The sequence below is a fragment of the Rhizobium sp. AN68 genome (assembly GCF_030758035.1).
Classification (GTDB): Bacteria; Pseudomonadota; Alphaproteobacteria; order Rhizobiales; family Rhizobiaceae; genus Agrobacterium; species Agrobacterium tumefaciens.
Genome location: NZ_JARWMI010000002.1, coordinates 1216871 through 1242373 on the forward strand (window position 1 = coordinate 1216871; position 25503 = coordinate 1242373).

The window sequence follows — 25503 nt, forward strand, 5'->3', positions numbered from 1 at the left end:
GATATCGCTCATAACCATCAATAAATAGCACGTCTGCCGGTTCTTAAACCTTACATTGTCTCCATAAAGGCATCGTCGAGAATGAGGAGTTTACGTGCCTGCATGCGGGCATATTCCTCGTAAAAGCCCGTGGAGATCCAGAGAGCGGAACGCCCCTTCCGTCCGCTCCAGCCGATGCCGCCGATCAGTTCGGCCGCGCCAAGCTTGCGCCTGACATGGATTCGGGAAAGGGAGAGCGATGCCGCCAGTTGCGATGCTGTTTTCACATCCGTCAGGTGTCTGCCCTGTTCTGTCGGCTTTTCCCAGTCGATCCCGGCGATCAGGCGGTCCATCAGCAGCCCGCCCGCGTCGAACCAGTTGAAGATGATGGACAGCGGGCCCGGGCAACGTACCTCCGGATTGGAAAGCAGCGCCTGCGCCACGCGGGGATGGATGTGTGCGAGCATGGTTTCGGACCGCTCGATGAACCGAGAGGCCCTGAACCCCTCATCGATGAGGTCCAGCGCCTGAAAATGCACGTCGTACCATTGGGCAAGCATCGCCAGGGTGGACGGTGAAGGCACCACGCCATCGGCCGGCTTTTCGCCGGCTTGGTGCGCCGGTCTCGTCAGGCCGCGTTTCAGCGCCTCTTTGAAGAAGGCATAGGCGACATCATGGCTTGCAAGGCCGTGTTGGAGCGCGAGTTGGCCGAAATCTTCCCGCGTCAGGGCGGGTTCGTCCGTTCTGGTCTTGCGCTTTTGAAAATAGAGCGCCAACAGCGCGTGGCAAAGAAGCCGGCTCTGGCGCGTGGCGAAAAGCGCGGTCATGTCGGGTGAACCTTCGTAGAGGGTGATGAAACTTCCCGCCAGCAGCCGTAGTGCTGCCGCGAAAGCACCCGTTTGAAGCAACCGGTCGATTTCGCTGGGTGGTAGCCTGCGGCCAACGGTAGAGGCGTCCGGCAACCCGGAGATCGCGAAATCGAAAAAATTGGTCATGGGCAGCGCTCCTCGAATTGCCGGCACCACCCTCCTTGCGGAGTGTAATGAGGATTGGATGATCCATCGGCCTTACAGGGGTCGGGATGAGGCGTCTTCTCATTGCGCGCAGAGGTGACACTTTTAGGCCGTCGGCATGCCCGTGGCGCGGGCTTCGCCGGGCGTCATGCCATAGGTGCCGCTGAACACCCGGTAAAAGGTTGGAAGACTGTCGAAGCCGCAGCCATACGCGACCTGCGTGATTGGCAAGGCGGGAGATTCCAGCAGCAGGCGTCGCGCTTCCTCGATCCGCATGGAGGCGAGCGTGCGGGAAAAAGACAGCTCCGCGCCTTCGAAAACGACGTGCAGTTGCCGAAGCGAAATGCCCAGTTCCTTTGCCACTGCGGCAGGCGTGAGGTTCTGCCAGGACTTTTTGCGCATCATGATGTCCTGGGCCGCATAACAAAGCCCGGTGCGGAGTGCGGCGCGCACTTCCGGCATTGCAGGCGAAAGCCGTCCACGCGCCGTCATGGCTAATCGGGCGATATGCGTCACATCGCGCACGGGATCGATGAGCCTGCCGCGTTCGGCGTTCAGCGCGTTGAAGAGCGCCCGGAACGGCCGGGAGAAGGCGGTATTGTCGGCGTAACGCGTGGCAAACAAGTCATCAGCCGGTCGGCCAAGCATGACTTCGTCGTCGACAGGGATCTTGAGCATCTTGTAGTGAAAATCCGCCTCACCGCCGGGTATCGCGTCATAGGGCAAGTCCGAATAGTTGATGGTGAAATCACCGCCGCTGACGGCATGGATCCTGTCTCGACCGGCATGCAGCAACCCCGAACCCTTCACCTGCAAGCCAATGCAGAGGCTGTCGCCGGCAATGCGGGCAATATCGGCTTCCGTGCGGTTGACCCGGTATGAGGAAGCGCGCATTTCGCTTACGACGGCGCCTGCGACAGAGCGCGCCTGAAAAGACCCGCTGAAGGCCCGGCGGCGATCCGGCGCAAGCTCGATCGTTACGCCAAACAGGCTTTTGCCGCGCACTTCGCGCCATTGGTCGAAGCGGTGCTCGGGCCGAAAATCCTCGGTTGCGAAACGGATGATGGTGTTCGTGGCTTGCTCCCCCCAGATGAGCCATGTCCCCGCGGCTTATTGTTCGGTTGCGCGAAACCCAAGATGGACGAGCGGATAGGGCCGTCCCTGCCCGTCGAGGTCGGAGCGTCCCGTCGGCTTGAACCCGAGCCGGCGATAAAAGCCCATGGCCTGCGTATTCTGTTCGTTGACATCGGTTGTCAGCGCGGGGTGTGCGGTAAGCGCTGCCTGCACGAGCGCCTTGCCGATGCCTCTGCCGTGATAATCCGGATCGATGAAAAGCGCTTCCATGTGCCCTTCATGCAGAAACATGAACCCGAGAGGCTTATCCGACGCATCGACGGCTAGCATCAAAGCGGCCTCGGGAAGAAAAGCCGTCACTTCTTCCTCGATTGCGGCGCGATCCGCTCTGTGAAGAAAATCATGGGTAGCGTCTACGGCCTTACGCCATATTTCAAGGATGCGGGCCGTGTCGCGAGCGTTGGCGGGACGAAATGTGATCATCCCTCACCCTTAGCAATTGCGGCGTTTTTGCGCCATGGGTCTTTTCCGCAAGGCGTTTTCCCATTCGCTAAATCCCCGCAGCCAAACGCCGCAGTCTTATCCCGCATATTTCTTCGATCTCCGGTGCCTGACGTTTTTCTCGAAAAAAGTCCTTGCAAAAGGGTCCGATAAAAAAATAGATAAAAATAAGTTCTATCTATTTATTTGAAGGGAAAATCGCCGGATGAATCAGATTATCACAGAAATTGAACAAAATCAGGCGCAGATTCCCTCAATCAAAGCGGATTCTTCACTCGAAGAAGCAAAAATTATCTATAATTTACCATTTAATGACCTCCTGTTCCGGGCACAGCAGGTGCATCGTCGCCATTTCGATGCCAACGCCATCCAGATGAGCCGGCTTTTATCGATCAAGACCGGCGGCTGCCCGGAGGATTGTGGTTATTGCAGCCAGTCCGCCCGCAATCCAACAGGTCTGAAGGCTTCCAAACTCATGGAGGTGGAGCGAGTACTGGCAGAGGCGCGCAAGGCGAAAGAGGGCGGGGCGACGCGCTATTGCATGGGGGCGGCGTGGCGCAACCCTAAGGAGCGCGACATGGAGGCGGTGGTGGCCATGGTCGAAGGCGTCAAGGCGCTCGGCATGGAAACCTGCATGACGCTCGGCATGCTGACGCCGGAACAATCCGAACGTCTCGCTCACGCCGGGCTAGATTACTACAATCACAATGTCGATACGTCGGAGCGGTTCTATTCGGAGATCATCACCACCCGCACCTTCGAGGATCGGCTGGAAACGCTCGCCAATGTTCGTGATGCCGGCATGAAGGTCTGCGCCGGCGGCATTCTCGGCATGGGAGAAACGGTCGAGGACCGTATTTCCATGCTGGTAACCCTTGCTAATCTGCCGGTTCCGCCGGAAAGCGTGCCGATCAACATGCTGATCCCGATCCCCGGCTCGAAGCTTGCCAAGGCCGCTCCGGTTGATCCGATCGACTTCGTCCGCACCATTGCGCTTGCGCGCATCCTCATGCCCCGTTCGCATGTGAGGCTTTCCGCCGGACGTACCGAAATGAGTGATGAGACGCAGGCGCTCTGTTTTCTGGCCGGGGCGAATTCCATCTTCGTCGGCGAGACGCTGCTGACGGCGGATAATCCGGGGGAAGATCACGATACGGCGCTGTTCCGGCGGCTGGGCCTGAAGCCGATGGCGTTGCAAACGGCGGAAGCGGGAGAGACCCGGTGAATTCGTCGGCGCTCTCCGCCTATGAGCTGAAGCTTGCCGGTCTGCACCGCAAGTCGCGCCTGCGGGCGCTAGCGCCCCGGCAGGGTATCGACTTCACCTCCAACGACTATCTCGGGCTTGCCGATGCACCCCGGCTGAAGGCGGCGATCACTGACGCAATCGAGAGCGGCGTGCCTGTGGGTGCCGGTGGTTCGCGGCTGCTTCGCGGCAACCATCCCGAACATGAGGCGCTTGAAACGGAGGCGGCGGTATTTTTCGGCGCTGAGAGGGCGATCTATTTCGGTAGCGGATTTGCCGCCAATGTCGCACTTTTTTCCGCACTGCCGCTGCGGGACGACCTCGTTCTCTACGATGCGCTGATCCATGCCAGCGTGCATGACGGCATTGCCGCCGGCAAGGCGAAGGCGGTCGCTGTGCCGCATAATCAGGTTGAGGCATTCGAACGGGAAATAAACCGATGGCGGCAGGCGGGCGGCAAAGGTCGCCCGTGGATCGCGGTGGAGAGCCTCTATTCCATGGATGGTGACCGGGCGCCGGTTGCTGCCCTTGCCGACCTCGCCGGGCGACATGGCGGCTTTCTCGTCGTCGATGAGGCGCATGCCACCGGCGTGTTCGGGCCGGGCGGGCGCGGCCTGGCCGCTGAACTGGAAGGTCGGGGTAATGTCGTGGCGCTGCACACCTGCGGCAAGGCGCTTGGTCTTTCCGGCGCGCTTATCAGTCTGCCTGCGGTTCTCGCCGATTACCTCACCAACCGCGCCCGCGGTTTCATCTATTCGACCGCGCCGTCACCGCTGATGCCGGCGGCTGTGCGTGAGGCCTTGCGGATCGTCGCCGACGAGCCCTGGCGGCGCATCCGTCTGGAAGAACTGATAAATTTGGCCAGCGAACAATTACGATCCCGGCTGGGCGTGACGCCCGGCGGCTCGCAGATATTGCCGGTGATGATTGGTGACAATGCGCGTGCACTGAAAATCGCCACGCGTATGCGAGACGGCGGCTTCGACGTGCGCGCCATCCGCCCGCCAACGGTACCGGAAGGCACGGCACGCCTGCGCATATCCATTACGCTCAATGTCGAGGAAAGCCAGATCGCCGATATGGTCGGGCTGCTCGCCTTCGCCATGGAGGAGGAACGATGAGCCTCCGTTTCATCGTCTCGGGCACCGATACGGGTATCGGTAAGACGGTTTTTTCTGCGGCGCTTACTCACGCATTGCAAGCCCATTACTGGAAGCCGGTGCAATCCGGGCTCGAGGAAGAGACCGACAGCGAGGTGGTGGAGCGGATGGGTGGCGTGCCGCGCACGCGCATCCTGCCGGAGGCCTATCGCCTGAAAATGCCGGCCTCACCGCATCTTTCGGCCCGCCTCGACAATGTCACGATCGAGCCCGAGCTTTTGCTGCCGCCGGAAACGGATGGGCCGCTGGTGATCGAAGGGGCGGGCGGTCTGCTGGTGCCGCTGACCGACACATTGCTGTTTGTCGATATTTTCGCCCGCTGGCGAATTCCGCTGATCCTGTGCGCCAGAACCTCACTCGGCACCATCAACCACACGCTGCTGTCGCTCGAGGCGCTGCGGCTGAGAGCCATTCCGGTGCACGGCGTGGTCTTCATCGGTGATGAGAACCGGGAAAATCAGCGCATTATCGCCGATATAGGCCGAGTTCGCTCGCTTGGCCGCTTGCCTCGCATACCGGAGATGACTGCCGAGGCGCTGCACCATGCATTCGCTCAACAATTCGATCTCGCCGATTTCCTGGAGGTGCCGGCATGAGCCGTTCCCGCGTCTGGCATCCTTTCACCCAGCACGGGCTGGAACCGCCGATGAAACGCATCGTCTCGGCGGAGGGCGCCTATCTGGTCGATGAGGATGGCCAGCGGTTGTTCGATGCAATTTCATCCTGGTGGGTCATCACTCACGGCCACCGGCACCCGGCAATCATGTCCGCCATCCGCGCAGCGACCGAGACCTTCGACCAGATCATTTTCGCCGAGTTTTCGCACGAGCCGGCCGAAACGCTGGCCAAAGGGCTGATCGAACTCGCGCCTGCCGGCTTGGAACATGTGTTTTATTCCGATAGCGGTTCGACCTCGGTGGAAGTGGCGCTTAAAATGGCGCTCGGTTATTTTCACAATTGCGGTGAAAAGCGAGATCGCATCGTGGTCATGGAGCACGGCTACCACGGTGATACGATCGGCGCCATGTCGACGGGCGAACGCGGCGTGTTCAATGCTGCGTATGAAACACTGCTATTCGGCGTCGACCGACTTGCTTTTCCGGAAGCGGATTGTGAGCAGGAGACGCTCGACATGTTCGAAAGCTTTTGTCGTTCGGGCCGAGTCGCCGCCTTGCTGATCGAGCCGCTTGCTCTAGGTGCCGGTGGCATGAAGATTTACCGCGCGGACGTTCTCGCCGGACTGAAACAAATTGCCGAACGCTACGGTTGCCTTGTCATCGCCGACGAGGTGATGACGGGCTGGGGCCGGACAGGAACCATGTTCGCCTGCGAGCAGGCGGGAGTTTCACCGGATATTCTGTGCACCTCCAAGGGGCTGACCGGTGGCTCCCTGCCGTTGGCAGCGACCTTGTGCAGTGGCGAAATCTTCGACGCGCACTTCTCGACCGATCGCCGCAAGACCTTTTTCCATTCGAGTTCCTACACCGCCAATCCGATTGCCTGCGCTGCCGCTGTCGCCAATCTGCAGGTTTGGCGCGATGAGCCAGTGGTACAGCGCATCGGCCAACTGCAAGAAGTGCTGCGCGACAATCTCGGGCGATTTGCGGATGACAGGCGCTTCACCAACATACGCCAGATTGGAACCATCGCAGCGCTTGACCTCGTCGTGCCCTCTGGCGGTTATCTCGCGGAGGCGGGGCCACGCATGCGGCAATTGTTCCGCGAGCGCGGGCTCATCATCCGCCCGCTCGGCAATGTGCTCTATCTGATGCCGCCCTATTGTTCGACGGCGCAAGACCTCACCCGTGCCTTCGACGCGATGGACGAAGTGGCCTCGATCGTGACTGAAGCCGCTCCGGGGGAACCCGGCGCGGCCGCGATCAAAAACCGTCTCCGAAAGGCCTGACAATGCAGACCCGTTCTTCCCGCATGGCTGGCTTCGGGCATGCCGTGCCAGCGCGATGTGTCCGCAACGCCGAGATTGAGACGCGTCTTGGGCTGGAGGCTGGCTGGATAGAGCGTCGGACGGGGATCCGCACACGTTATTGGGCGCAAGAGGACGAGACGCTGAGCGGCCTTGCCGAAAAAGCCGGCCGCATGGCACTGGAAAACGCGAAAATTGGCGCCAAGGATATCGCACTGACATTGCTTGCGACCTCCACACCAGACCATCTTTTGCCGCCTTCGGCCCCGCTGCTTGCGCACCGGTTGGGCCTCACACAATCCGGGGCGATCGATCTTGCCGGGGCCTGTTCCGGTTTTCTCTATGCGCTCACTCTTGCGGATGGTTTTGTCCGCACCCACGGCCGCGCGGTGCTGGTTGTTGCCGCCAATATCTTAAGCCGTCGTATCAATCCGGCGGAAAGGGCAACTGCGGTTCTGTTCGCCGATGCTGCCGGCGCCGTCGTGCTTGTCCCCTGCCGGGATGCGCAGCGCGGCTTTTTGTCTGCCGATCTCGTTTCGGATGGGAGCGGTTACGACCTGATCCAGATCGCGGCGGGCGGCAGCAGCCAGCCTTTTTCCAATGATACAGAGGCTGAAGATACCCTTATGACGATGCGGGACGGCCGCGAGGTCTTTTCCCGTGCCGTCGCAACAATGACGCAGACCTCACAGCGCGCTCTGCAACGCGCAGAAATGACGGCCACCGATATCCATCGATTCTGTGCCGCATCAGGCCAATGCCCGCATGTTCGATGCCGTCTGCGGCAATATCGGCATCGACCGGCAAAAGACGGTACGTACAGTCGAAACCTTCGGCAACTCTTCTGCCGCCACTATTCCGCTTTCGCTTTCCGTTTCCAATGCTGAGCGGCCCATCACGGAGGGTGAAACGCTGTTATTGACGGCGGCAGGGGCGGGGATGACTGGGGGGCGGTGGTGTATCGAGGCTAGGCCAGCTGGATACGGAAATGTCTGATTCGGATCGAGCCGCGCGTACAACGTTGGCAGATATAGGCAGAGCGCGGTGATGCAGCTCAAGTGCTCGAAACAGTTTGATTTTGTTTGGAGAAATTTGGCTGGGGAACCTGGACTCGAACCAAGATTAACGGAGTCAGAGTCCGTCGTTCTACCATTGAACTATTCCCCAAAAGCCCGAAGCGGGTTACCGCGTTCGCTTTGGTGGGTCGTCATATAGATGATTTCTTGCGAGGCGCAAGTCGAAAAAATCGAAAAATGCGTTTTCGTCGCTCTTTTGCGTCTGTCTCCTGCGTCAGAGCCGCGCACGGGTGGAGCGTGGGGTGGAGAGCAGAAGGCTGGTCTCGCTGCCGGTAATGCCAGGGACAAGGCGGATACGGCGGAGCACCGCGTCGAAATCGCTGAGAGTGGCGGCGTTAAGTTCTACGATCAGGTCCCAGCGACCGTTCGTGCTGTGAATTTCGGATATTTCCGGGAAACCGCCGAGCGTGCGGATGACGCGGTCCGTCACATGGCCTTCAATCTCGATCATCATGATGCCGCGGATCGCCGCCTCCACCGCATCGGCACGCAGGATGACGGTGTAACCGATGATAGTGCCGTCATTTTCCATTTTTTCGATGCGTGAGCGTACCGTTGCGCGCGAGGTTTCCGTCTCGATCGCCAGATCGGAAATGCTGCGTCTGCCGTTATGCCTCAAAAGGGTCACGAGCCGTTCGTCGAGATCATCCATTGGTAGCCATTCTGATAAATAGATTTGACCAAATCGATAGCCTATTTCGATAATATTGCCAATATTTGATGTTCATTCCGCCATGTCTGTGTGGTTTAGTGAGGTTATCGGTTGATAAAAGCGAGGGCTCAAATGGATATCAGGCTGATCGGTGCGCCGTTGCAAATCGGAGCCGGGCAATTGGGGTGTGAGATGGGGCCGAGTGCGTATCGCATCGCCGGTCTCACGCGGGCGCTCGAAGATTTGGGCCATCGGGTGGTGGATACCGGCAATGTGACGCCGGCGCCGCTGAGGGAGTTTAGCCACCCCAATCCGGCGGTGCATCATCTCGCTGAGACGGTGGCCTGGACCGAGGCGCTGACGGAGGCGGCCTATCGCGAAAGTGCTGCCGCCGTTCCGATCTTTCTTGGCGGCGACCACGCAATTTCCGCGGGAACCGTCGCCGGCATGGCGCGGCGGGTGGCGCAGAGTGGCCGGCCGTTTTTCGTGCTCTGGCTCGATGCCCATACCGATTACCACACGCTTGAAACGACGCGCAGCGGCAACCTGCATGGCACGCCGGTCGCCTATTTCAGTGGTCGCGACGGATTTTCGGGTTACTTTCCGCCGCTCTCGCATGCGGTTCCTGAGGAAAATATCGGCATGATCGGCATCCGCAGCGTCGATCCAGCCGAGAGAGCCGCACTGGAAGACAGCGGCATCACCGTTCACGACATGCGCTCGATAGACGAGCATGGTGTCGCGGTTCTGCTGCGCGCGTTCCTTGCGCGGGTGCAGGCGGCAAACGGCCTGTTGCATGTCAGTCTCGATGTCGATTTCCTCGAACCGTCGATCGCGCCTGCGGTCGGCACCACGGTTCCGGGTGGGGCGACGTTCCGTGAGGCGCATCTGGTGATGGAGATGCTGCATGATAGCGGGCTTGTGTGCAGTCTTGATCTCGTGGAGCTTAACCCGTTTCTCGATGAGCGCGGCAGGACGGCGACGCTGATGGTCGATCTGGCTGCCAGCCTGATGGGCAAGCGGGTTATGGACCGCCCGACACGGGCCGGCTGAGGGGGATGATGCAATGACGATTATACCGAACCTTAATATCGTACCTTTCGTCAGCGTCGATCATATGATGAAACTCGTTCTGCGCGTGGGGATCGATACGTTTCTGCGCGAGCTTGCCGACGTGGTTGAAGAGGATTTCCGTCGCTGGGAAAGTTTCGACAAGACGCCGCGCATCGCATCGCATTCCCAAGAGGGCGTCATCGAGCTGATGCCGACCAGTGATGGAACGTTGTATGGCTTCAAATATGTGAACGGCCATCCGAAAAACATGAAGGAGGGCCGCCAGACGGTGACCGCCTTTGGGGTGCTTTCCGATGTCGGCAACGGCTATCCGCTGCTATTGACCGAAATGACCATTCTGACGGCGCTGCGCACCGCTGCTACTTCGGCTGTCGCTGCAAAACACCTTGCCCGCAAAAATGCCCGCTCGATGGCCATCATCGGCAATGGCGCACAGAGCGAGTTCCAGGCGCGGGCCTTCAAGGCCATTCTCGGCATCGACACGGTGCGGCTTTTCGATATCGACCGGACCGCCAGTGAAAAATGCGCCCGCAATCTTGCCGGGCAGGGCTTTACCATCGAAATTTGCGATAGTGCGCAGAGCGCAGTGGAGGGTGCAGATATCATCACCACCGTTACCGCTGACAAGCAATATGCGACAATCCTGACCGACAACATGGTTGGTCCCGGCATTCACATCAATGCCGTCGGCGGCGATTGTCCCGGCAAGACGGAACTGCACCGGGACATTCTGCTGCGGTCGGACATTTTTGTCGAATACCCACCGCAGACGCGCATCGAAGGTGAAATCCAGCAATTGCCCGAAGACTACCCCGTCACTGAGCTATGGCAGGTCATATCGGGTGAAAAGCACGGGCGGGTAAACGACAGGCAGATCACGCTGTTCGACAGCGTCGGTTTCGCGACCGAGGATTTTTCGGCGCTGCGTTATGTGCGCTCGAAACTGGCCGCCACCGGGCTTTATACGGAACTGGATCTGCTGGCCGATCCGGATGAGCCGCGCGACCTGTTTGGAATGCTGCTGCGTTGCGAGGCGACTCTCGCCTGAGAGGACGTTCAACGGGAATGACGTCAGTCAGCCCGCCTGCGTTCCCTGCGGGCAACGGCATGTTCCCGCCAGATGGTAAAGAGACCGGCGGCGATCACGATTGCAGCACCCAGAACCATGTTGGATGTCACGACCTCGCCATAGATGGTAACGCCGATGATGGAGACGAGCACGAGCTGGTAATAGGAAAACGGCTGCACGGAGGCCGCATCCGCCAGCTCGAATGCTTTGATCAGGCAATAATGGCCGCTCATGCCGGTAATGCACAGCGCCAGCATCCAGCCCCAATCCTGGGGTGCGAGGCTAACCCAATAAAACGGACCCACCAGCGTCAGTGCTGCCGCACCGGCCACGCCGGTATAAAAGAAGCTCGTCATCGCTGAATCGCTCTTGCTGCCAAGGCGGGTCAGGACGCTGTAGAGCGCAAGCATGAAGGCGGCGATGAAAGTGATCAGCAGGCGGTTGTCGAACCCTTCGCCATCAGGTTTCAGAATGACGAGAACGCCGATGAAGCCGACAAAAATGGCGCACCAGCGCCGCCAGCCCACATGTTCGCCAAGCAACGGCACGGACAGTGCGGCGACGATCAGCGGCGCCGAAGCGAGGATGGAGTGGCTGTGCGCCAAGCCGACAACGGCGAAGGAGAAAATGGAAAAAACAATCTGTACGGCAAGAAGGACGCCGCGGCTGATCTGCAGCCACGGACGGTTGGCCATGACAGCGCCCCGAATGCCGCCAGAGGACCTTGCAGCCATCAACAAAACGAAGACGGCGAAGGCCCAGTATCGAAGCATGGCGACGAAAACGGGCGGATAAGAACCGCCAAGATGTTTGGATATGCCATCCTGCGCTGCAAAGATCGTGAATGCTATGAGCGCATAAAGATAACCGGTCTTGGGTGATGGCATAAATAAACCACTGTCCGGCTGTTGCCGGCAAAAAGAGGATCTCGGCCTGAATAAGGTGAATAGCAGCCATATGGTCTGGCCGTATCTTGTCAGACAACCTTATTTTCCGAATAGCTGCCATGCAAGTCCGAAGACTGCCTCTGCCCGGTCAAGTTCACGGGTGGCGCCGATGCTGGCGGAAGCTTTGCGAATAGCTGTTTTCCTGTCCGCCATGCGTTAACGCACCGCGGACAGGATGTCGGTTACGGAGTGATTTCTGCGTCGATCAGCCGATCGTCACGGCCGCCTTCGAGGTGACGGATTTCAGCGCAGCGTCGGCCAGTTTCAATGCGATCAGCCCATCCTTGATGGAGGGTGAAGGAGCCACATTGTTTTCGATGCAATCGATGAAAGCGGTAATTTCCGCCGCGTAGGCCGCCGTATAACGCGTCATGAAGAAATCATGCAGCGGCGGGCGGGTGTAGCCCTCAGCATTGGCGATCTCGATGGAGACCGGCCGCTGGTTCTCGGCCGCAGCCGAACCGAGCGAACCATGTACTTCGATACGCTGGTCGTACCCATAGGTCGCGCGTCGCGAATTCGAAATGCTGGCTTGCCTGCCGCTTTTCGTCGTCAGAATGATGCTGGCGCTATCGAAATCGCCGAGTGCACCGATCTCCGGATTGACGAGAACGGAACCGGTGGCGAATACGCTTTCCACTTCCTCGCCGAGCAGGAACCGCGCCATGTCGAAATCATGAATAGTCATGTCACGGAAAATGCCGCCGGAAACCTTGATGTATTCGGCTGGCGGCGGGCCGGGATCGCGGCTGGTGATGGTCACCATTTCGACCTTGCCGATGCGGCCATCCTCGATTGCCTTGTGCACGGCCTGGAAATGCGGATCGAAACGCCGGTTGAAACCGAGCATCACCTTTGCACCGGTTTCCTCAACCACCTTGGCGCAGGCTTCCGCACGGGCCACATCCAGATCGACGGGTTTTTCGCAGAAGATGGCCTTGCCGGCACGGGCGAAACGCTCAATCAGATCGGCATGGGTGTTGGTCGGCGTGCAGATGATGACGGCATCGATCGTCTTGTCAGCCAGAACCTCGTCGATTGTGCTGACCTTGCACTGCGCTTCGCGGGCGATTGCTTCCGCAGCACCGGCAACGGCGTCCACAACGGCCACCAGCTTCGCACGGCTGTCGGTGGTGATCGCCTTGGCGTGGACCTTGCCGATCCGTCCAGCGCCGAGCAGTGCCAATTTCGTAACCATCTTTCCTCCGGTTCCTCACACCCGTCTTCCACTCCCGGAAAGACAGAATATGAACGCAAACAATGTTTCGATATGGAATATATGTTCTATTTTGCTAGATCGACATCGGAGGCGTGTCAAGCGTTTTGACGACGGGCAGGGCAGCCGAAATCATCTCTTCCGGAGGTTGTGCAGCACGGGTGAGCGCTGCGTTGAGAAAGCGTTGAAACGGGAACAAAGTCCTGACCGGCAGTCAGTCGACAGGGGGTGCGAGGACCTCCTGTTGGGGAAGCGCATAAACCTCGACCGGGGTTTCAAGGCCGCGCAGGAGCCATGGGCCAAGATTGTCCAGCTTGTCCTCATGTCCGGCCATACGGACGAATTCTTCGGAAAACAGGACGTTGCGGCCGGTTTCCTTGGTCAGGGTTTCAAGCCGTGATGCGATGTTCACGGCCGGACCGATGACGGTAAAATCGAGGCGGGTTTTCGAGCCGATATTGCCATACATGACATCGCCGACATGGACGCCGATGCCGTAACCCAGAGGGTCATGGCCTTTCTGGCAATTGATGTCGTTGAGGGCAACGAGACTTTTCTGTGCGCTGGCAATGGCTTTCAGCAGGTTTTCACAAGCCTGCGGATCGCTGAGCGGGAAAATCGCCAGCAGCCCATCGCCCATGAATTTCAGGATTTCACCACCGAATTCCTCGATCGGATCGCACATCGCGTCGAAATAACCGTTCAGCAATTCGATCACATCATCGCGCGGCCAGAGGTCGGAAATATGGGTGAAGTTGCGCAGGTCGCAGATCAGGATCGCCGCGCCGACCGTTATGCCGCTGCCGCGCGTCGTTGCGCCATTGAGGATTTTTTCGCCCGCATGCGGCCCGACATAGGTCTCCAGCAGGGTGCGCGTCATGCGGTTTTTCAGGCGAATTTCGCTGACCAGCGCGAGCGCCGGTAGCAGGTTTTTCAACGCAAGGACTTCCGCTTCCAAAAAGCCACCGGGCCGATCGCTGGAAAAAGTGGCGACATGGCGCTTGCCGAACGTATGTTCGATCGGCCAGGCGAAATAATCCGTCAGCCCGTCGGCGCGCAATTCCTCATAGATCGGATAAGCGGATGGCTCGATTTCGTCGCCGGTCAGCCGGTGGCGGATTTCGGTTGCGCCCTGATGGATGTCGTTGATGGGGCTGTTCAGATATTCGGGCGAGCTCTCCGCCCCATAGCCATAGGTGGTGATCTCGGCCGACGATATGCCGGCCTTCCACAGGATGCGCGCGCCAAGCCATTGCGGGTGACGAATGCGGAAGGCAAGTGCGCCCCGCGCTATGGAAATTCCACTTTCGCGCAACCTGCTACACAGCTCGAAGAATATCTCATCGATAAAGCGCTCGTCCTTCGTGCCGGTGACGAGCCAGTCGAGAATTTCCGTTTTCTCCGTTGGCCACAATTCATCCAATGCTGAAGAAACCCGTTCTTCGGTGTTAAGGCTGAGTGTCATGGCAGGATTCCGGAAATTATTGGTGCTCTCGCGCAGGCGGGCCACATGGCGAACATGTCCCGTGCGGACATCATGTGGTGCCGGATAACGGAAATGTTAAGAGAGCGGAGCGGAAAATGTTCCGGAGAGACTTGTAGCGTTCAAACCGTTACGCGCGCCGCCCGGATGTTGCGTGAACATCGTCCCCGGCGGCGCTGAGATTTGGTTCGGATCGTTGTGAACGATCAGATAACGGTTTCGACTGGAATATGCAGGGCGGCGGCAACGCGCCTGATGCGCAGAGGATCGCTGTCTGAGCCGTCTTCCAGGGCGCGGATTTCATTGGCTGTCAGGCCGCAGGTGATGGCAAGCTGATCGACCGTATATCCGGCGAGATTGCGCGCCATCAGGACTTTTCGGGCGAAAGGAGCATCTGTTTCCTGATCGGAATCGAGTTGTGAGACTGAAATTGTCATTTTTTGCATCTCCCTCATGGTGGACACTTTAATGCGGATGGCAAAGAAAGGTTGCCGGAGCCGAATGCGACCGCGTTACCGGAGAAAAATCGTGTTGCAACGCAGCGAGAACATAGCCGCTTCATCCACCTACGCAATAGTTAAATTTTGTTAAGATTCGTGATCGCAGGATTCCTGCGGGATTCATCGCAGGAACAAGGGGTTGAGAAAAATACTATTTTTCCGGGGTTTAGGCGGATGAAGACTGGCGGCTTGTGCTATAGCATGCCCCAGGCACGGGAAGCGGCCGCGGCCCGTAACCTCCCTCAACTCCAGTTGATTGGCGAGCCCTATCGCGCCCTGCGGCGTGGTGCCGAGTTCCCTGACGATCATGGCCGCCGAAACCACCGGCCGGGAGACGACAAGCTCCACCAGGTCTGGAAGACGCGAAGACGAGCGTCGGCCGGCCAGCTTGCGCATCATGCGTTCTCTGGCGTGGGTCAGCCTGTCATGTTCCTTCATGCTGGCCAGTCCCGCCTCGTAAAAGCTGTCGAGAAGGGCGACTAGGCGTTGCGTCTGGTTTCTGGCGTGCCGGCGCTCGCGCGGGACGGCACGAAGACCAGCGCTGAGCGCCGGCAGGTGGTCGGGAGAGACAGCCCCGTCGCGCAGAAAAGCGGCGGCCATGAGCCTGCCGAGCCAGGGGCTGCGTTGCAGAACCTCGATCATATTCCAGGCATCCAGCAGGATCGCGGTGCGCAGGATTGGGGGCAGCTCCTCCGTCTGGCCAAGGACCTGCCGCCATTCCTTCAGCCTTTCCTCCTCGTCCCAATCGGGATCGTTGATCATCGGATGGGCCTCCTCCCGATGTGTCACCGGCGCAAGGGTGGTGCCGGCGGTGATCGCGTCCAAGGTCGCGGCGCTTCGCGCCAGAAGTGCGTCCAGCTCTGAAAAGGCCCCATCCAGCGGTGTCTCGCCGTCTGCATCAGACTCTTCGTTGCCGGAATGATCCACCGTTTCCGGGGTAAATGCCGTCGCGTCGGCGGCAATTCCCATTCTTCCGCGCAGACGGGAAAGGCCTGGTGCAGTGAAGGCCCAGCCTGGCGCGTTTGAAAAAATCAGCCGCCTTGAGCGGACGATCCGGTGCGCCGCCGTCATTTCATGGGTTGGCGCCCGCACATCCATATGGGCGTCATGCAGGACCAGATCTTCCATATGGACAAGTTCGCCATCCACCCACATGGAGGAAATCGCGTCGGTAAAGTCCTGCCTTTCGATGAAGCCGTGTTTCATCGGCGACCGGCTTATCCTCTCGTCCAGTCGTGCCAGCGCTTCACCCGCGCGCGCGGCGGGGATGAGAAGCTTTTCGATATAGATGTCCGATGTATCGTAAATCATTGATATTTTTTAGTTTGAGCACGGCCGGGTGACAAGGCGTATTAGAATGGTCCGGCGCGGAAGATGGCGAGTAGACGCTGCCATTGCCATGCTGCGATGCGGCGTAAACTTGCGCATTGCAATATGGCGGGTATATACCCCCTCCGAGAGCGACAAATTATCACACCTTCCGTTCGCCCTTCCACCTCCAGGCGAGATGAATTGGAGTTTACCGTGAATATTATGGCAAATGGTCCCGCTACGGCACCGGATCAGAAAACCCGTTTGAAATCCATTATCGGCGGATCGGCGGGCAACCTCGTCGAATGGTACGACTGGTACGTTTATTCGGCCTTCACCCTTTATTTCGCGCCGGTGTTTTTCCCTTCCGGAAACCAGACCGCTGAATTGCTGAGCGCGGCCGCCGTTTTTGCCGTCGGATTTCTGATGCGGCCCATCGGTGCGTGGTTCATGGGAACCTATGCCGACCGCAAGGGCCGCAAGGCCGGCCTGACCTTGTCCGTTACCTTGATGTGCCTCGGCTCGCTGTTGATCGCAATTACACCCGGCCACGAGACGATCGGCATTGCAGCGCCTGCCATTCTGGTGTTTGCCCGCCTGCTGCAGGGCATCAGTGTCGGCGGTGAATATGGCGCCAGCGCGACCTATCTCAGCGAAATGGCCGGCAAGAATCGTCGCGGCTTTTTCTCCAGTTTCCAGTATGTGACGCTGATTTCCGGCCAGCTTCTGGCGCTGGCGGTGTTGCTGGTTCTGCAACGGGTTCTGACACCCGAGCAGCTCGGCGCCTGGGGCTGGCGCATTCCCTTCTTCATCGGTGGCGTTCTTGCAATTGCGGTGTTTTACATCCGTCGCGGCCTTGCCGAGACGCAGTCCTTTGAAAATGCCAAGGCGGGCAACGCGGACAAGCCGAAATCGAGCGGATGGGCGCTTTTCAAGCACTACCCGCGGGAAGCGATGATGGTCATGGCGCTGACATCAGGCGGCACGCTCGCCTTTTACGCCTACACGACCTATCTGCAGAAATTCCTCGTCAATACCTCCGGCTTCAGCAAGGAAAGCGCGACCGAAATCACCACGGCAGCCCTCTTCGTCTTCATGCTGTGCCAGCCGATTGCCGGTGCACTGTCGGACAAGGTGGGTCGCAAGCCGCTGATGGTCGGCTTCGGCATTCTTGGAACGCTGTTCACCTATCTCATCTTCACGACGCTGGCGACGACAACCGACCCGATCATGGCTTTTGCTCTCGTTCTGGTCGGCCTGTTGATCGTCACCGGCTACACTTCCATCAATGCGGTGGTGAAGGCGGAAATGTTCCCCGCCCACATCCGGGCGCTCGGTGTGGCTCTGCCCTACGCGCTGGCGAACACGATTTTCGGGGGAACGGCAGAATTCGTAGCCTTGAAGTTCAAGCAGATCGGCCACGAAAACTGGTTCTTCTGGTACGTTACGATCATGATTGCGCTGTCGCTGGTGGTTTATGTGAAGATGCGCGATACGCGCGACCATAGCCATATTCACGAGGATTGAGCGGCCAAAATTATACCAGCGAAAGCCCCGCCCCCTGGCGGGGCTTTTTGTTTTCAGCGGATTCAGGCGTCTTCGACCGGAAGCACGATGCGGGCCTCAAAACCGTCCTGTCTGCCGGGTGCAGGGGAGGATAGCACGAGTTCGCCGCCAATCTGTTCCATCAGGCTTCTGACGATAGCGAGGCCAAGCCCGGTGCCATCAGCCTTGGACGGGCCTCGGACAAAGCGCGTCGTCAGTTTGGGAAGAAGCGCTTTGTCGATCGCCGCGCCGGAATTGACGACGCGGATCGTGCCGTTCTCTTCGGCCAGTATGTGCACCGGGCTTTCCGGCGGACTGTGGATCAGGGCGTTTTCGAGAAGGTTGCGGATGATGATGCCGAAGGCATCCGTGCCCAGCTTGCAGTTCAGGCCGCCTTCGCAGCGATTGGTGAAGCGGATGCGGGACGTGCCGATCGCCGTTCTGCTCATATCGTCGATGATGAGCTCGAGAATGGGGATGAGGTCGGTCGCCGTGTCTGTTACCCCGATCCTTGCTTCCGCGCGCGACATCTGCAGCAGTTTTTCGGCGAGATGGCCGAGATGCATCAGGGCTTTCTCGATATTTTCCACGCGCGGTGCAAGTTCAGGCGGAATATCGGCGTGCAGTCGCTGCGCCTGCGCCAGCGCGCCGGCAATCGGCGTGCGCAATTCATGGGCGCTGTTGGCGGTAAACTCCCTTTCCGCTTCGATTGTCGATCGCAGCCGCCTCAGCAGCAGATTGACCGAGCGGGCAATCGGGTGAAGTTCAGCCGGAAACGGCAGGGTTTCCAGCGGCGCGAGATTGCCGCCGTCTTTTTTCCCGATCTCGTCGCGCAAGGTCTGTATCGGTTGCAGGGTTTTGCGCACCACGAAGATAACGGCAAAGATGCTGGCGGGGATAAGAATGAGAACGGGCAGCAAAATTGCTGTGCCGGCTTCCTCGATTGCCTCACGCCGGTTGGCGAAGGCATCTGCGACCTGAAGGAAGTAATTCCCGTCCGGTGTCGCCACCGTGTAGATGCGCTGGGTCGCCGTTTCAGAAAAACCGGGGTCGAGAGAGACTTCGAAAGGTTCGGTCGAACTGTCATGCGAATGCAGGACGACCTGTCCTTCCCGGTCGCGAACCTGATAGGTCAGATATTCCGCCGCATGTGCAGACTGGTTGAGTTTTTGCGAGGCGGGGCCCGTGTTGTTTTCCCTGAGATCGTCCACCAGCAGTGGCAGCAGTCTTTCGGCTGTTTCCTCAACGCCAGCGTCGAAAATTTCAGCGAACTCGTCCTGCATCACCATGACGCCCAACCCGCAGGCGATAAACCAGGATATGGCGACAACGCTCGTCAGCGCCGTGACGAGCTTGCGGGTCATGCTGGTTGGTCTGGCCATTTCTGTCTACCTGATGGTGTAGCCGACGCCGCGCACGGTCTCGACGCGGTCATGGCCGATCTTCTTGCGCAGCCGGCTGATATAGACCTCGACCGTATTGCTTTCTATTTCCGCGCCGAATTCGTAGAGCGTGTCGTGCAGTTGAGATTTCGAGACGACCGCACCGGGATGCTCGACCAGCTTTTCCAGCACGGCCCATTCTCTGGCGCTGAGCGTTTGCGCTGTTCCGTCAACGACGATATTGCGCGCCACCTGGTTGATTTCGATGCCGGGCAGGCGAATGACGGGGGCGGAGCGCCCCTCGTACCGCCGCGAGACCGCCAGCATGCGTGCCGAAAGCTCGTTGAGATCGAAGGGCTTGACCAGATAGTCGTCCGCTCCGGCATTCAGTCCGGCAATCCGGTCGGACACCTGGTCGTGCGCCGTCAGAATGATCACCGGCGTCGAGTCATCGCGATTGCGCAGTGATTGCAAAAGGGTGATGCCATCGCCGTCCGGCAGCCGCATGTCGAGCAGGATGAGCCCGTAAGCCATGGTCAGCGTCGCCGCCGTGGCGTCGTCGAGCAACTTAAACCAGTCAACGGCGTGGCCTGCCGCGGCGACATGGTCTCGCAGCGCCTCTCCCAGCACATGATCGTCTTCAACAAGCAGAACCCGCAAGACAGCTCCTTTATCGCGTCGTCTTGCGTATCGCTTTCACGGGATAAGCGTCAAGCACTGTATGTTCAGCTATTCTGGCGCTGGGTGCAGCCGCCGAACACGTCCTGCGCGGAATCGTAGACGGAGGTGGAGACGTTCATCATTCCAAGGATACTGTGGAAATAATTGTCGTGCGAGCGCCCGCCCTTTGCTGCGCCTTTTGCAAGGCATGCGCGATCCAGCCCCATTGATTTGGCGAAATCATCATCGAACCAGACGAGAAACGGCACATGGGTCTGCTGGTCGGGTGCCAGCAGATAGGGTGCGCCGTGCAGATAGACGCCGTTCTCGCCAAGCGATTCACCATGGTCCGAGGCGTAGATCATCCCCGTTGCCAGCGTGTTGGAACGTGCCTTCAGCTTGTCGATCACGGTCGACAGGAAATGATCGGTGTAGAGAAGCGTGTTGTCATAGGAATTCACGATTTGCGCGTCCGTGCAATTGCCAAGCTCAGCGGTTCGACAGTCCGGGGTGAACTTCCGGAATTCGTCGGTGTAACGCAGATAGTAGGTCGGCCCATGGCTGCCCATCTGGTGCAACACGATGACACTGTCCTTCTTGACGTTATCGAGCCATGCGTCGAGCTTGTCGAAGAAGATATCGTCGCGGCATTCTCCGCCAGTGCAGAAGCGGGTGTCGTTGGTGGAAGGCAGGTCGAAAAAGGGAATGCGGTCGGCCACGTTCTTGCTGCCGGTGTTGTTGTCCAGCCAGGTTGCACCGACACCGGCATGGACAAGAACATCCATGACGTTCTCGTTGGCGAGCGCCTTGTTGTGGCTATACTCAGAACGCGGGAATTTCGAGAACATGCAGGGAATGGAAATCGCCGTCGCAGTGCCGCAGCTGGTTGTATTAGGGAAATAGATCACGTCGCGCTTTGCCAGTTCCGGGTTGGTGTCGCGCCCATAGCCGTTCAGGGAAAAGTTCGCAGCGCGCGCGGTCTCACCAGCCACGATGACGGTGATGCGTGGCTTGTGGATGCCACCCAGCGCCGGCAGGATTTTCGCATCCTTGCCGATCGGGCTCACCTGTATGTCAGCTTCCTTTTCCGCCTGCGTCAGATAGTGAATGGTGGATATGATCGGCGACAAGGGATTGACGCTTTTGACGATATCCTTGTGCTGGCGCACGGCGGTAGTGAATGTTTTGGAATTCGCAAAGCTGATGATGCCGGCAACGGTGAGGCAGATCAGGATGCTGACGGTGTTCCACAGCAACTTGTCGATGATCGGCCGATGCCGAACCCGGACGGCGGCGATGACGAGCGACGGCACCAGCCCATAGATCGTCAGATGCCAGAAAAGGCCAGGTGTCATCAGATTGCCCGCTTCCGCGCGCGTGGTCTCCACGGCGTTGCGGATCATGTCGCTGTCGATGATGATGCCGTAGCGGTCCATGAACCATGAAGCCGCCGCGGCCGCGAATATCAGCAAGATAAGAAACGGCTTGATGAGATATTTGGCGGAAAGAATGGTGATGAGCGCACCGAAAAGCGCCGCTATGGCGACATAAAGCGCGACGATGGCAACCGGATAGGCGGAAAGATAGGTGTGAACCTTCGACCAGAATGTCCGGTTCGTGAAAAACAGCAGATAGGCCGCCGTCAGCAGGCTGAGCGGCACGCTGCCGATCTCCGGACGATACGTTATTGTTCCCGTCGCTTTCGCGGTAAAAAGAGCCACTGCGAGATCCACCAGATTTCCGATAGGCCGGCGGCAACGAAAAAGGGGCGGGAACGCCGCTGTCCAAGCTGCCGCATGGGCCGATCAATGGCGGATGCTTCATTTTGCTGACATCAACCTGAAAGCTTGTCATGAAAGTGTCACACTCCTTGGTGGGCTTCTGGCGAGGGCTGCGTTTCAGATCGAGGAGATCAGCCGGCGATGGAGCGCTCAATTGAGCCCCAGAATGCCTGTGGCGGTGGTGCGGGTTGCAAATATGCGGGTGGCCCTGACCGGCAGCAGGCTGCCTGCGGGCAGGTTCTGGAAGGTCACCGTCGCGCCGGAAAGCAGGGTCAGGCAGAGATGACCACCATTGCCCACATAGATGGCGCGCGTGGGGGAAGGAAGCGGGTTCGTATCATCAGGAACAACCTCGAAAGCATGGGATGCCGGGGATTCGAGGCCTGCGGCGTGGTGTTCGTAAGTCTCAGCCATTGCTGTCTCCCGTAAATCGAAATCTGCCGCGATTATACGGTGCGCCGCGGCTGCGGGGAAAAGCGGGAACAGAAAATATCCGGACGGGATTTAGGCCTTGCTTCCGGTTTGCCGAAAAGAGCGCCATTCTTTCCGTAATCTCATGTGGTTGCGTCGCTTGGCCTGTTGCCACCGATGCCGCGGAAACGGACGATGACGGGTTTTTCGTCCACGGGATCGGCAGCCGGGTCGTGGATATTCAGCGCATGGGCGGGTGCGGTCGCGTCAATTGCGGGTATGGAGAATGAAGGCCCTGACGGCGGGAGAGGCTTCCGTTTTCCGGTGGGCGATGGCGAGGTCGGAAGTCGTGGCGCTTGCTGCAAGCGGCACGTAGCGCACGCCGGGCAACCGCAGACAATCGAGCGAGCGCGGCACCAGCGCCACACCGAGGCCGATCGCCACCATGCTGGTAATGGTGGTGTAATCCCGGCCTTCCGGGCTTATCGTTGGCTGGAACCCGGCCTCGTTGCAGGCTTCTATCGTATTGTAATGAAAGCCGACATCCGGCGGCTGCCGCGGTGTGATGAAGGTCTCGTCGGCAAGGTTCTTGAGGTCGACCTGCAGCGCAAAGGCCAGGGGATGGTTTTCAGGAAGTGCGGCCACCAGCGGTTCGCGCAGAACCACATGGGTTGTGACACCTTCCGGAACGGGCGCAGGCGGGCGGATGAAGGCAAAATCCAGATTTCCGTCGGCGATCTTGGCGAGTTGCAGCCGCATCTCCATCTCGATCAGTTGCAGTTCCACATCGGGATGAGAGGCGCGGAAACTGGCGATGGACTGGATCATCAGGCCGGAATAGGCGGCCGAAGCGACATAACCGATGGAGATGCGGCCCGTCTCGCCGCGATCGACGCGTTTAAGCGCCGCAAGTGTCGCCTCGGCATTGGCGAGAATTTTGCGGGCATCCTCATAAAGAAGCTGGCCAGGCGTGGTGAGCTTCACCGATCGCCGTGTCCGGTCAAGCAACGGCATGCCGACGATCTGCTCGAGCGCCATGATCTGCTGGCTCAAACCCGGCTGGGCAATGCCGAGGCGGGCGGCGGCGCGCTCGAAATTGCGCTCATCCACCAGCGTGGTGAAATAGCGCAGGTGCCGCAGCTCGAACGCGTCCGCCCGGTTTGCCGGTTTCCTGCCCATCATCACTGCCTTTCCTGACGGATTTGAATAATTCCAAGCTATTATCCGTAAGAATTTTCATAATCAGTAGTTCTGAAAAAATCCAGTTTCACTTATTGGATCACAATCCGCTCCTTGCGTAATAAGATGACTTAAATTCTCCAGAAAAATAACCGTCTCATGGCGGCGCGGTTGATGAAGGGTCTTGGCGTGCAGGGAAAATCTAAACACATTTCCATTCTGGCGGGCGGTTGCGCTGCCATCGCCTATGTGGCGTTCGTGACCTCCGGCGTTGCCCTTGCGCAGGAAGCCGGAACGACGGTGCTGCAGACCATCACCGTGGACGGCGCGAAAAATCAGGACTCCAAGGCGCCGGTGAAGGGCTATGTGGCAAAAACCAGCGCCAGCGCCACCAAGACGGGGCGATCCCTGATCGAGACGCCGCAATCGGTTTCCGTCATCACCAGGGATCAAATGGATGCGCAGAATGTCCGTAATCTCAGCGAGGTGCTGAATTATGTGCCTGGCGTCGTCGCGCAGCCGTTTGGGGCGGATCCACGTTTCGATGCGCCGCGCATTCGCGGCTTTCAGGGTAACCAGCTGCAGTTCCTCAACAGTCTGCGGCTGATGCGCACGGCCGGTGCGCCGTCTTATGAGGTCTACGGTCTGCAGCGGGTGGAAGTCATTCGCGGGCCGGCCTCGGTGCTTTACGGTCAGGGTAATCCCGGTGGCCTCATCAATCTCATCAGCAAGCGGCCGACTTTCGAGCGTTTCGGCGAAGTCGGAGCGCAGATCGGCAGCTTCGATTATTACCAATCGATGTTCGATATTGGTGGGCCGGTCGCGGATAGCGACAGTTTTGCCTATCGCCTGACCGGCCTTGCCCGCAACGCCCATCTTCAGACGGACAATCTGCAGAACGATCGTTATTTCATCGCCCCGGCGCTAACATGGCAGCCCGACGAGGATACGAAACTGACGGTTCTCGCCTCCTATCAGCACGACAATCCGAGTTCGCCGTCTGGCCTGCCGCCGGCGCTGACCTATCTGAGACCAGGCAATATGCTGGACCGCAGCTTTTATGTCGGCGATCCCTCTTTCGATACCTCAAGCCGCAAGTTCACTAATATCGGCTATGAGTTCGAGCACCGTTTCGACGAGACCTTCACCTTCCGGCAGAATGCGCGTTATTCCAATTTCGACTGGTCCTACCGCGCGCTCGGCATGTCTTCGACCAGCGGCGGCATGATCGGCAATCTCATCCGCCGCAATGCGACGTTCCAGGATGAATTGCTGAACACCTTCAACATCGACAACAGCCTGCAGGCGGAGTTCTCCACGGGACCAGTCGACCACACCCTGCTTGTCGGGCTGGATTACCGCTATTTCGACAATAACGTCAAAACCGAATTCTGGGCCGCAACGCCGCTCAATCCCGTCAATCCTGTTTATGGCGGGCCAATTAGTCTCACCTCGCGCACGCTTTATGCCGATGTGAAGACGGATATTTCCCAGATCGGTCTTTATGCGCAGGACGAGATGGCCTTTGAGAACTGGCGGGTCACCGCCGGTCTGCGGCAGGATTGGGCAAGCACCGGCGGCACGACGTTCAACGGAACGACCTACCGCACTCTCGACAAGGACGACCATAAGCTGACGGGCCGTGTCGGGGTCAGCTATCTCTTCGATGGCGGCATCGCGCCGTATGTCAGCTACGCGACCTCCTTCGAGCCCGTGCCGCAGCCGGCTGTCGGTGATGCGCCGAAACCGACCACGGGCGAACAATGGGAAGCGGGCATCAAATATCAGCCCGAGGGCTTTGACGGTTTCTTTTCCGCGGCGATCTACGATCTGAAACAGAAGAACGTCACGACGACGGTGGGCGGGGTGACGCAGCAGATGGACGAGGCGCATGTGAGAGGCCTCGAACTGGAAGGCGTCGCAAGCCTTGCAGACGGGCTCGACCTGCGGGCGGCCTATACCTACATGGACAGCGAGGTCTCCGGCCGTGTGAACAACGGCAAGGAGCTGGATAGTACGCCCCGGCACGCCGCCAGCCTCTGGCTCGACTACACCTTCCCGGAAGATACGGCGCTTGAAGGTTTCGGCATCGGCGGCGGTGTCCGTTATGTCGGAAAACGTTATGGCGATGCGGCCAATGCCTTCGAAATGAAGGGCCTCGCCCTGCTCGATCTCGGCGTGCATTACGAGAAGAACGGCTACCGCGCCTCGCTTCTGGTGCAAAACTTGACTGATAAAGAATATATTTCTAGTTGCTCCACTTTCGGATGCTATTACGGTGACGGCAGAACCGTTATGGGCAAGCTGACCTACCGTTGGTAAC

General features: G+C 59.0%; 21 protein-coding genes, 1 tRNA gene and 2 pseudogenes. 9 read left to right on the forward strand and 15 right to left on the reverse strand.

Annotated features, from left to right (window positions below):
* Positions 1-50 precede the first annotated feature (50 nt).
* From RBH71_RS09025 to RBH71_RS09035, 3 genes are all read right to left on the reverse strand, one after another.
* The gene (locus RBH71_RS09025) at positions 51-974 is read right to left on the reverse strand and encodes a hypothetical protein (RefSeq protein ID WP_004431592.1); all 924 of its coding nucleotides are present in this window, start codon (positions 972-974) and stop codon (positions 51-53) included.
* 123 nt (positions 975-1097) lie between these two features.
* A complete protein-coding gene (locus RBH71_RS09030) occupies positions 1098-1997 on the reverse strand; it encodes a helix-turn-helix transcriptional regulator (protein ID WP_004431594.1) in 900 nt (299 codons plus the stop codon).
* Positions 1998-2102: 105 nt separating this feature from the next.
* Positions 2103-2549 (reverse strand): acetyltransferase, encoded by a 447-nt coding sequence (locus RBH71_RS09035; protein ID WP_004431596.1) that lies wholly within the window; start codon positions 2547-2549, stop codon positions 2103-2105.
* Between the two features lie 223 nt (positions 2550-2772).
* Here RBH71_RS09035 and bioB point away from each other — a divergent pair, with 223 nt between their 5' ends.
* The 5 genes and pseudogenes from bioB (at position 2773) to RBH71_RS09060 (ending at position 7865) form a co-directional block, all read left to right on the forward strand.
* On the forward strand, positions 2773-3792 hold the full coding sequence (gene bioB, locus RBH71_RS09040; RefSeq protein WP_004431599.1) for a biotin synthase BioB: 1020 nt from the start codon (positions 2773-2775) through the stop codon (positions 3790-3792).
* Positions 3789-4931 (forward strand): 8-amino-7-oxononanoate synthase, encoded by a 1143-nt coding sequence (locus RBH71_RS09045; protein ID WP_004431602.1) that lies wholly within the window; start codon positions 3789-3791, stop codon positions 4929-4931. The genes bioB and RBH71_RS09045 overlap by 4 nt, the downstream gene beginning before the upstream one ends.
* Entirely contained in the window at positions 4928-5566 is a 639-nt protein-coding gene (gene bioD / locus RBH71_RS09050; protein ID WP_004431604.1) for a dethiobiotin synthase, read from the forward strand. Before RBH71_RS09045 ends, bioD begins: the two co-directional genes overlap by 4 nt.
* Complete coding sequence (locus RBH71_RS09055; RefSeq protein ID WP_004431606.1) at positions 5563-6876, forward strand: adenosylmethionine--8-amino-7-oxononanoate transaminase; 1314 nt, start codon at positions 5563-5565, stop codon at positions 6874-6876. Before bioD ends, RBH71_RS09055 begins: the two co-directional genes overlap by 4 nt.
* Positions 6877-6878: 2 nt before the next feature.
* A pseudogene (locus RBH71_RS09060) lies at positions 6879-7865 on the forward strand (beta-ketoacyl-ACP synthase III).
* Positions 7866-7987: 122 nt separating this feature from the next.
* Here the strand turns inward: RBH71_RS09060 and RBH71_RS09065 are convergent.
* Positions 7988-8061: transfer RNA gene (locus RBH71_RS09065), tRNA-Gln, on the reverse strand.
* 123 nt (positions 8062-8184) lie between these two features.
* Complete coding sequence (locus RBH71_RS09070; protein WP_004431612.1) at positions 8185-8622, reverse strand: Lrp/AsnC family transcriptional regulator; 438 nt, start codon at positions 8620-8622, stop codon at positions 8185-8187.
* Positions 8623-8754: 132 nt separating this feature from the next.
* Between RBH71_RS09070 and rocF the strand changes: the two genes are divergently transcribed.
* On the forward strand, positions 8755-9675 hold the full coding sequence (rocF, locus tag RBH71_RS09075; protein WP_004431622.1) for an arginase: 921 nt from the start codon (positions 8755-8757) through the stop codon (positions 9673-9675).
* A gap of 13 nt (positions 9676-9688) precedes the next feature.
* Positions 9689-10744, forward strand: coding sequence for an ornithine cyclodeaminase (locus RBH71_RS09080; protein ID WP_004431625.1), 1056 nt, complete (start codon positions 9689-9691; stop codon positions 10742-10744).
* A 23-nt stretch (positions 10745-10767) separates the two neighbouring features.
* Here RBH71_RS09080 and RBH71_RS09085 read toward each other — a convergent pair whose 3' ends face one another.
* The 5 genes and pseudogenes from RBH71_RS09085 to RBH71_RS09105 all read right to left on the reverse strand — a co-directional run bounded on the left by RBH71_RS09085 (position 10768) and on the right by RBH71_RS09105 (position 16222).
* Positions 10768-11652 (reverse strand): DMT family transporter, encoded by an 885-nt coding sequence (locus RBH71_RS09085; protein WP_004431626.1) that lies wholly within the window; start codon positions 11650-11652, stop codon positions 10768-10770.
* Positions 11653-11917: 265 nt separating this feature from the next.
* On the reverse strand, positions 11918-12910 hold the full coding sequence (iolG, locus tag RBH71_RS09090; protein ID WP_004431628.1) for an inositol 2-dehydrogenase: 993 nt from the start codon (positions 12908-12910) through the stop codon (positions 11918-11920).
* A gap of 232 nt (positions 12911-13142) precedes the next feature.
* Complete coding sequence (locus RBH71_RS09095; RefSeq protein WP_004431631.1) at positions 13143-14393, reverse strand: adenylate/guanylate cyclase domain-containing protein; 1251 nt, start codon at positions 14391-14393, stop codon at positions 13143-13145.
* A 224-nt stretch (positions 14394-14617) separates the two neighbouring features.
* Positions 14618-14848, reverse strand: a complete 231-nt coding sequence (locus tag RBH71_RS09100; protein ID WP_004431634.1) for a helix-turn-helix domain-containing protein — start codon at positions 14846-14848, stop codon at positions 14618-14620.
* Positions 14849-15105: 257 nt separating this feature from the next.
* Positions 15106-16222, reverse strand: a pseudogene (locus RBH71_RS09105) (RHE_PE00001 family protein).
* A 222-nt stretch (positions 16223-16444) separates the two neighbouring features.
* Here RBH71_RS09105 and RBH71_RS09110 point away from each other — a divergent pair.
* Entirely contained in the window at positions 16445-17749 is a 1305-nt protein-coding gene (locus RBH71_RS09110) for an MFS transporter (protein ID WP_004431639.1), read from the forward strand.
* A gap of 62 nt (positions 17750-17811) precedes the next feature.
* Here RBH71_RS09110 and RBH71_RS09115 read toward each other — a convergent pair whose 3' ends face one another.
* From RBH71_RS09115 to RBH71_RS09135, 5 genes are all read right to left on the reverse strand, one after another.
* Positions 17812-19149, reverse strand: coding sequence for a sensor histidine kinase (locus RBH71_RS09115; RefSeq protein ID WP_035252629.1), 1338 nt, complete (start codon positions 19147-19149; stop codon positions 17812-17814).
* A 6-nt stretch (positions 19150-19155) separates the two neighbouring features.
* Positions 19156-19809: a response regulator transcription factor gene (locus RBH71_RS09120; protein ID WP_004431644.1), complete on the reverse strand. Its 654-nt coding sequence runs from the start codon at positions 19807-19809 to the stop codon at positions 19156-19158.
* A 65-nt stretch (positions 19810-19874) separates the two neighbouring features.
* On the reverse strand, positions 19875-21542 hold the full coding sequence (locus tag RBH71_RS09125) for a phosphoethanolamine transferase (RefSeq protein ID WP_004431646.1): 1668 nt from the start codon (positions 21540-21542) through the stop codon (positions 19875-19877).
* 198 nt (positions 21543-21740) lie between these two features.
* Positions 21741-22004 carry a spike base protein, RCAP_Rcc01079 family gene (locus tag RBH71_RS09130; RefSeq protein ID WP_003508451.1) on the reverse strand — a complete coding sequence of 88 codons (264 nt, stop codon included), beginning with the start codon at positions 22002-22004 and terminating at the stop codon, positions 21741-21743.
* 264 nt (positions 22005-22268) lie between these two features.
* A complete protein-coding gene (locus RBH71_RS09135) occupies positions 22269-23183 on the reverse strand; it encodes a LysR family transcriptional regulator (RefSeq protein ID WP_004431656.1) in 915 nt (304 codons plus the stop codon).
* A 156-nt stretch (positions 23184-23339) separates the two neighbouring features.
* Here RBH71_RS09135 and RBH71_RS09140 point away from each other — a divergent pair, with 156 nt between their 5' ends.
* The gene (locus tag RBH71_RS09140) at positions 23340-25502 is read left to right on the forward strand and encodes a TonB-dependent siderophore receptor (protein ID WP_323687255.1); all 2163 of its coding nucleotides are present in this window, start codon (positions 23340-23342) and stop codon (positions 25500-25502) included.
* Position 25503 lies beyond the last annotated feature (1 nt).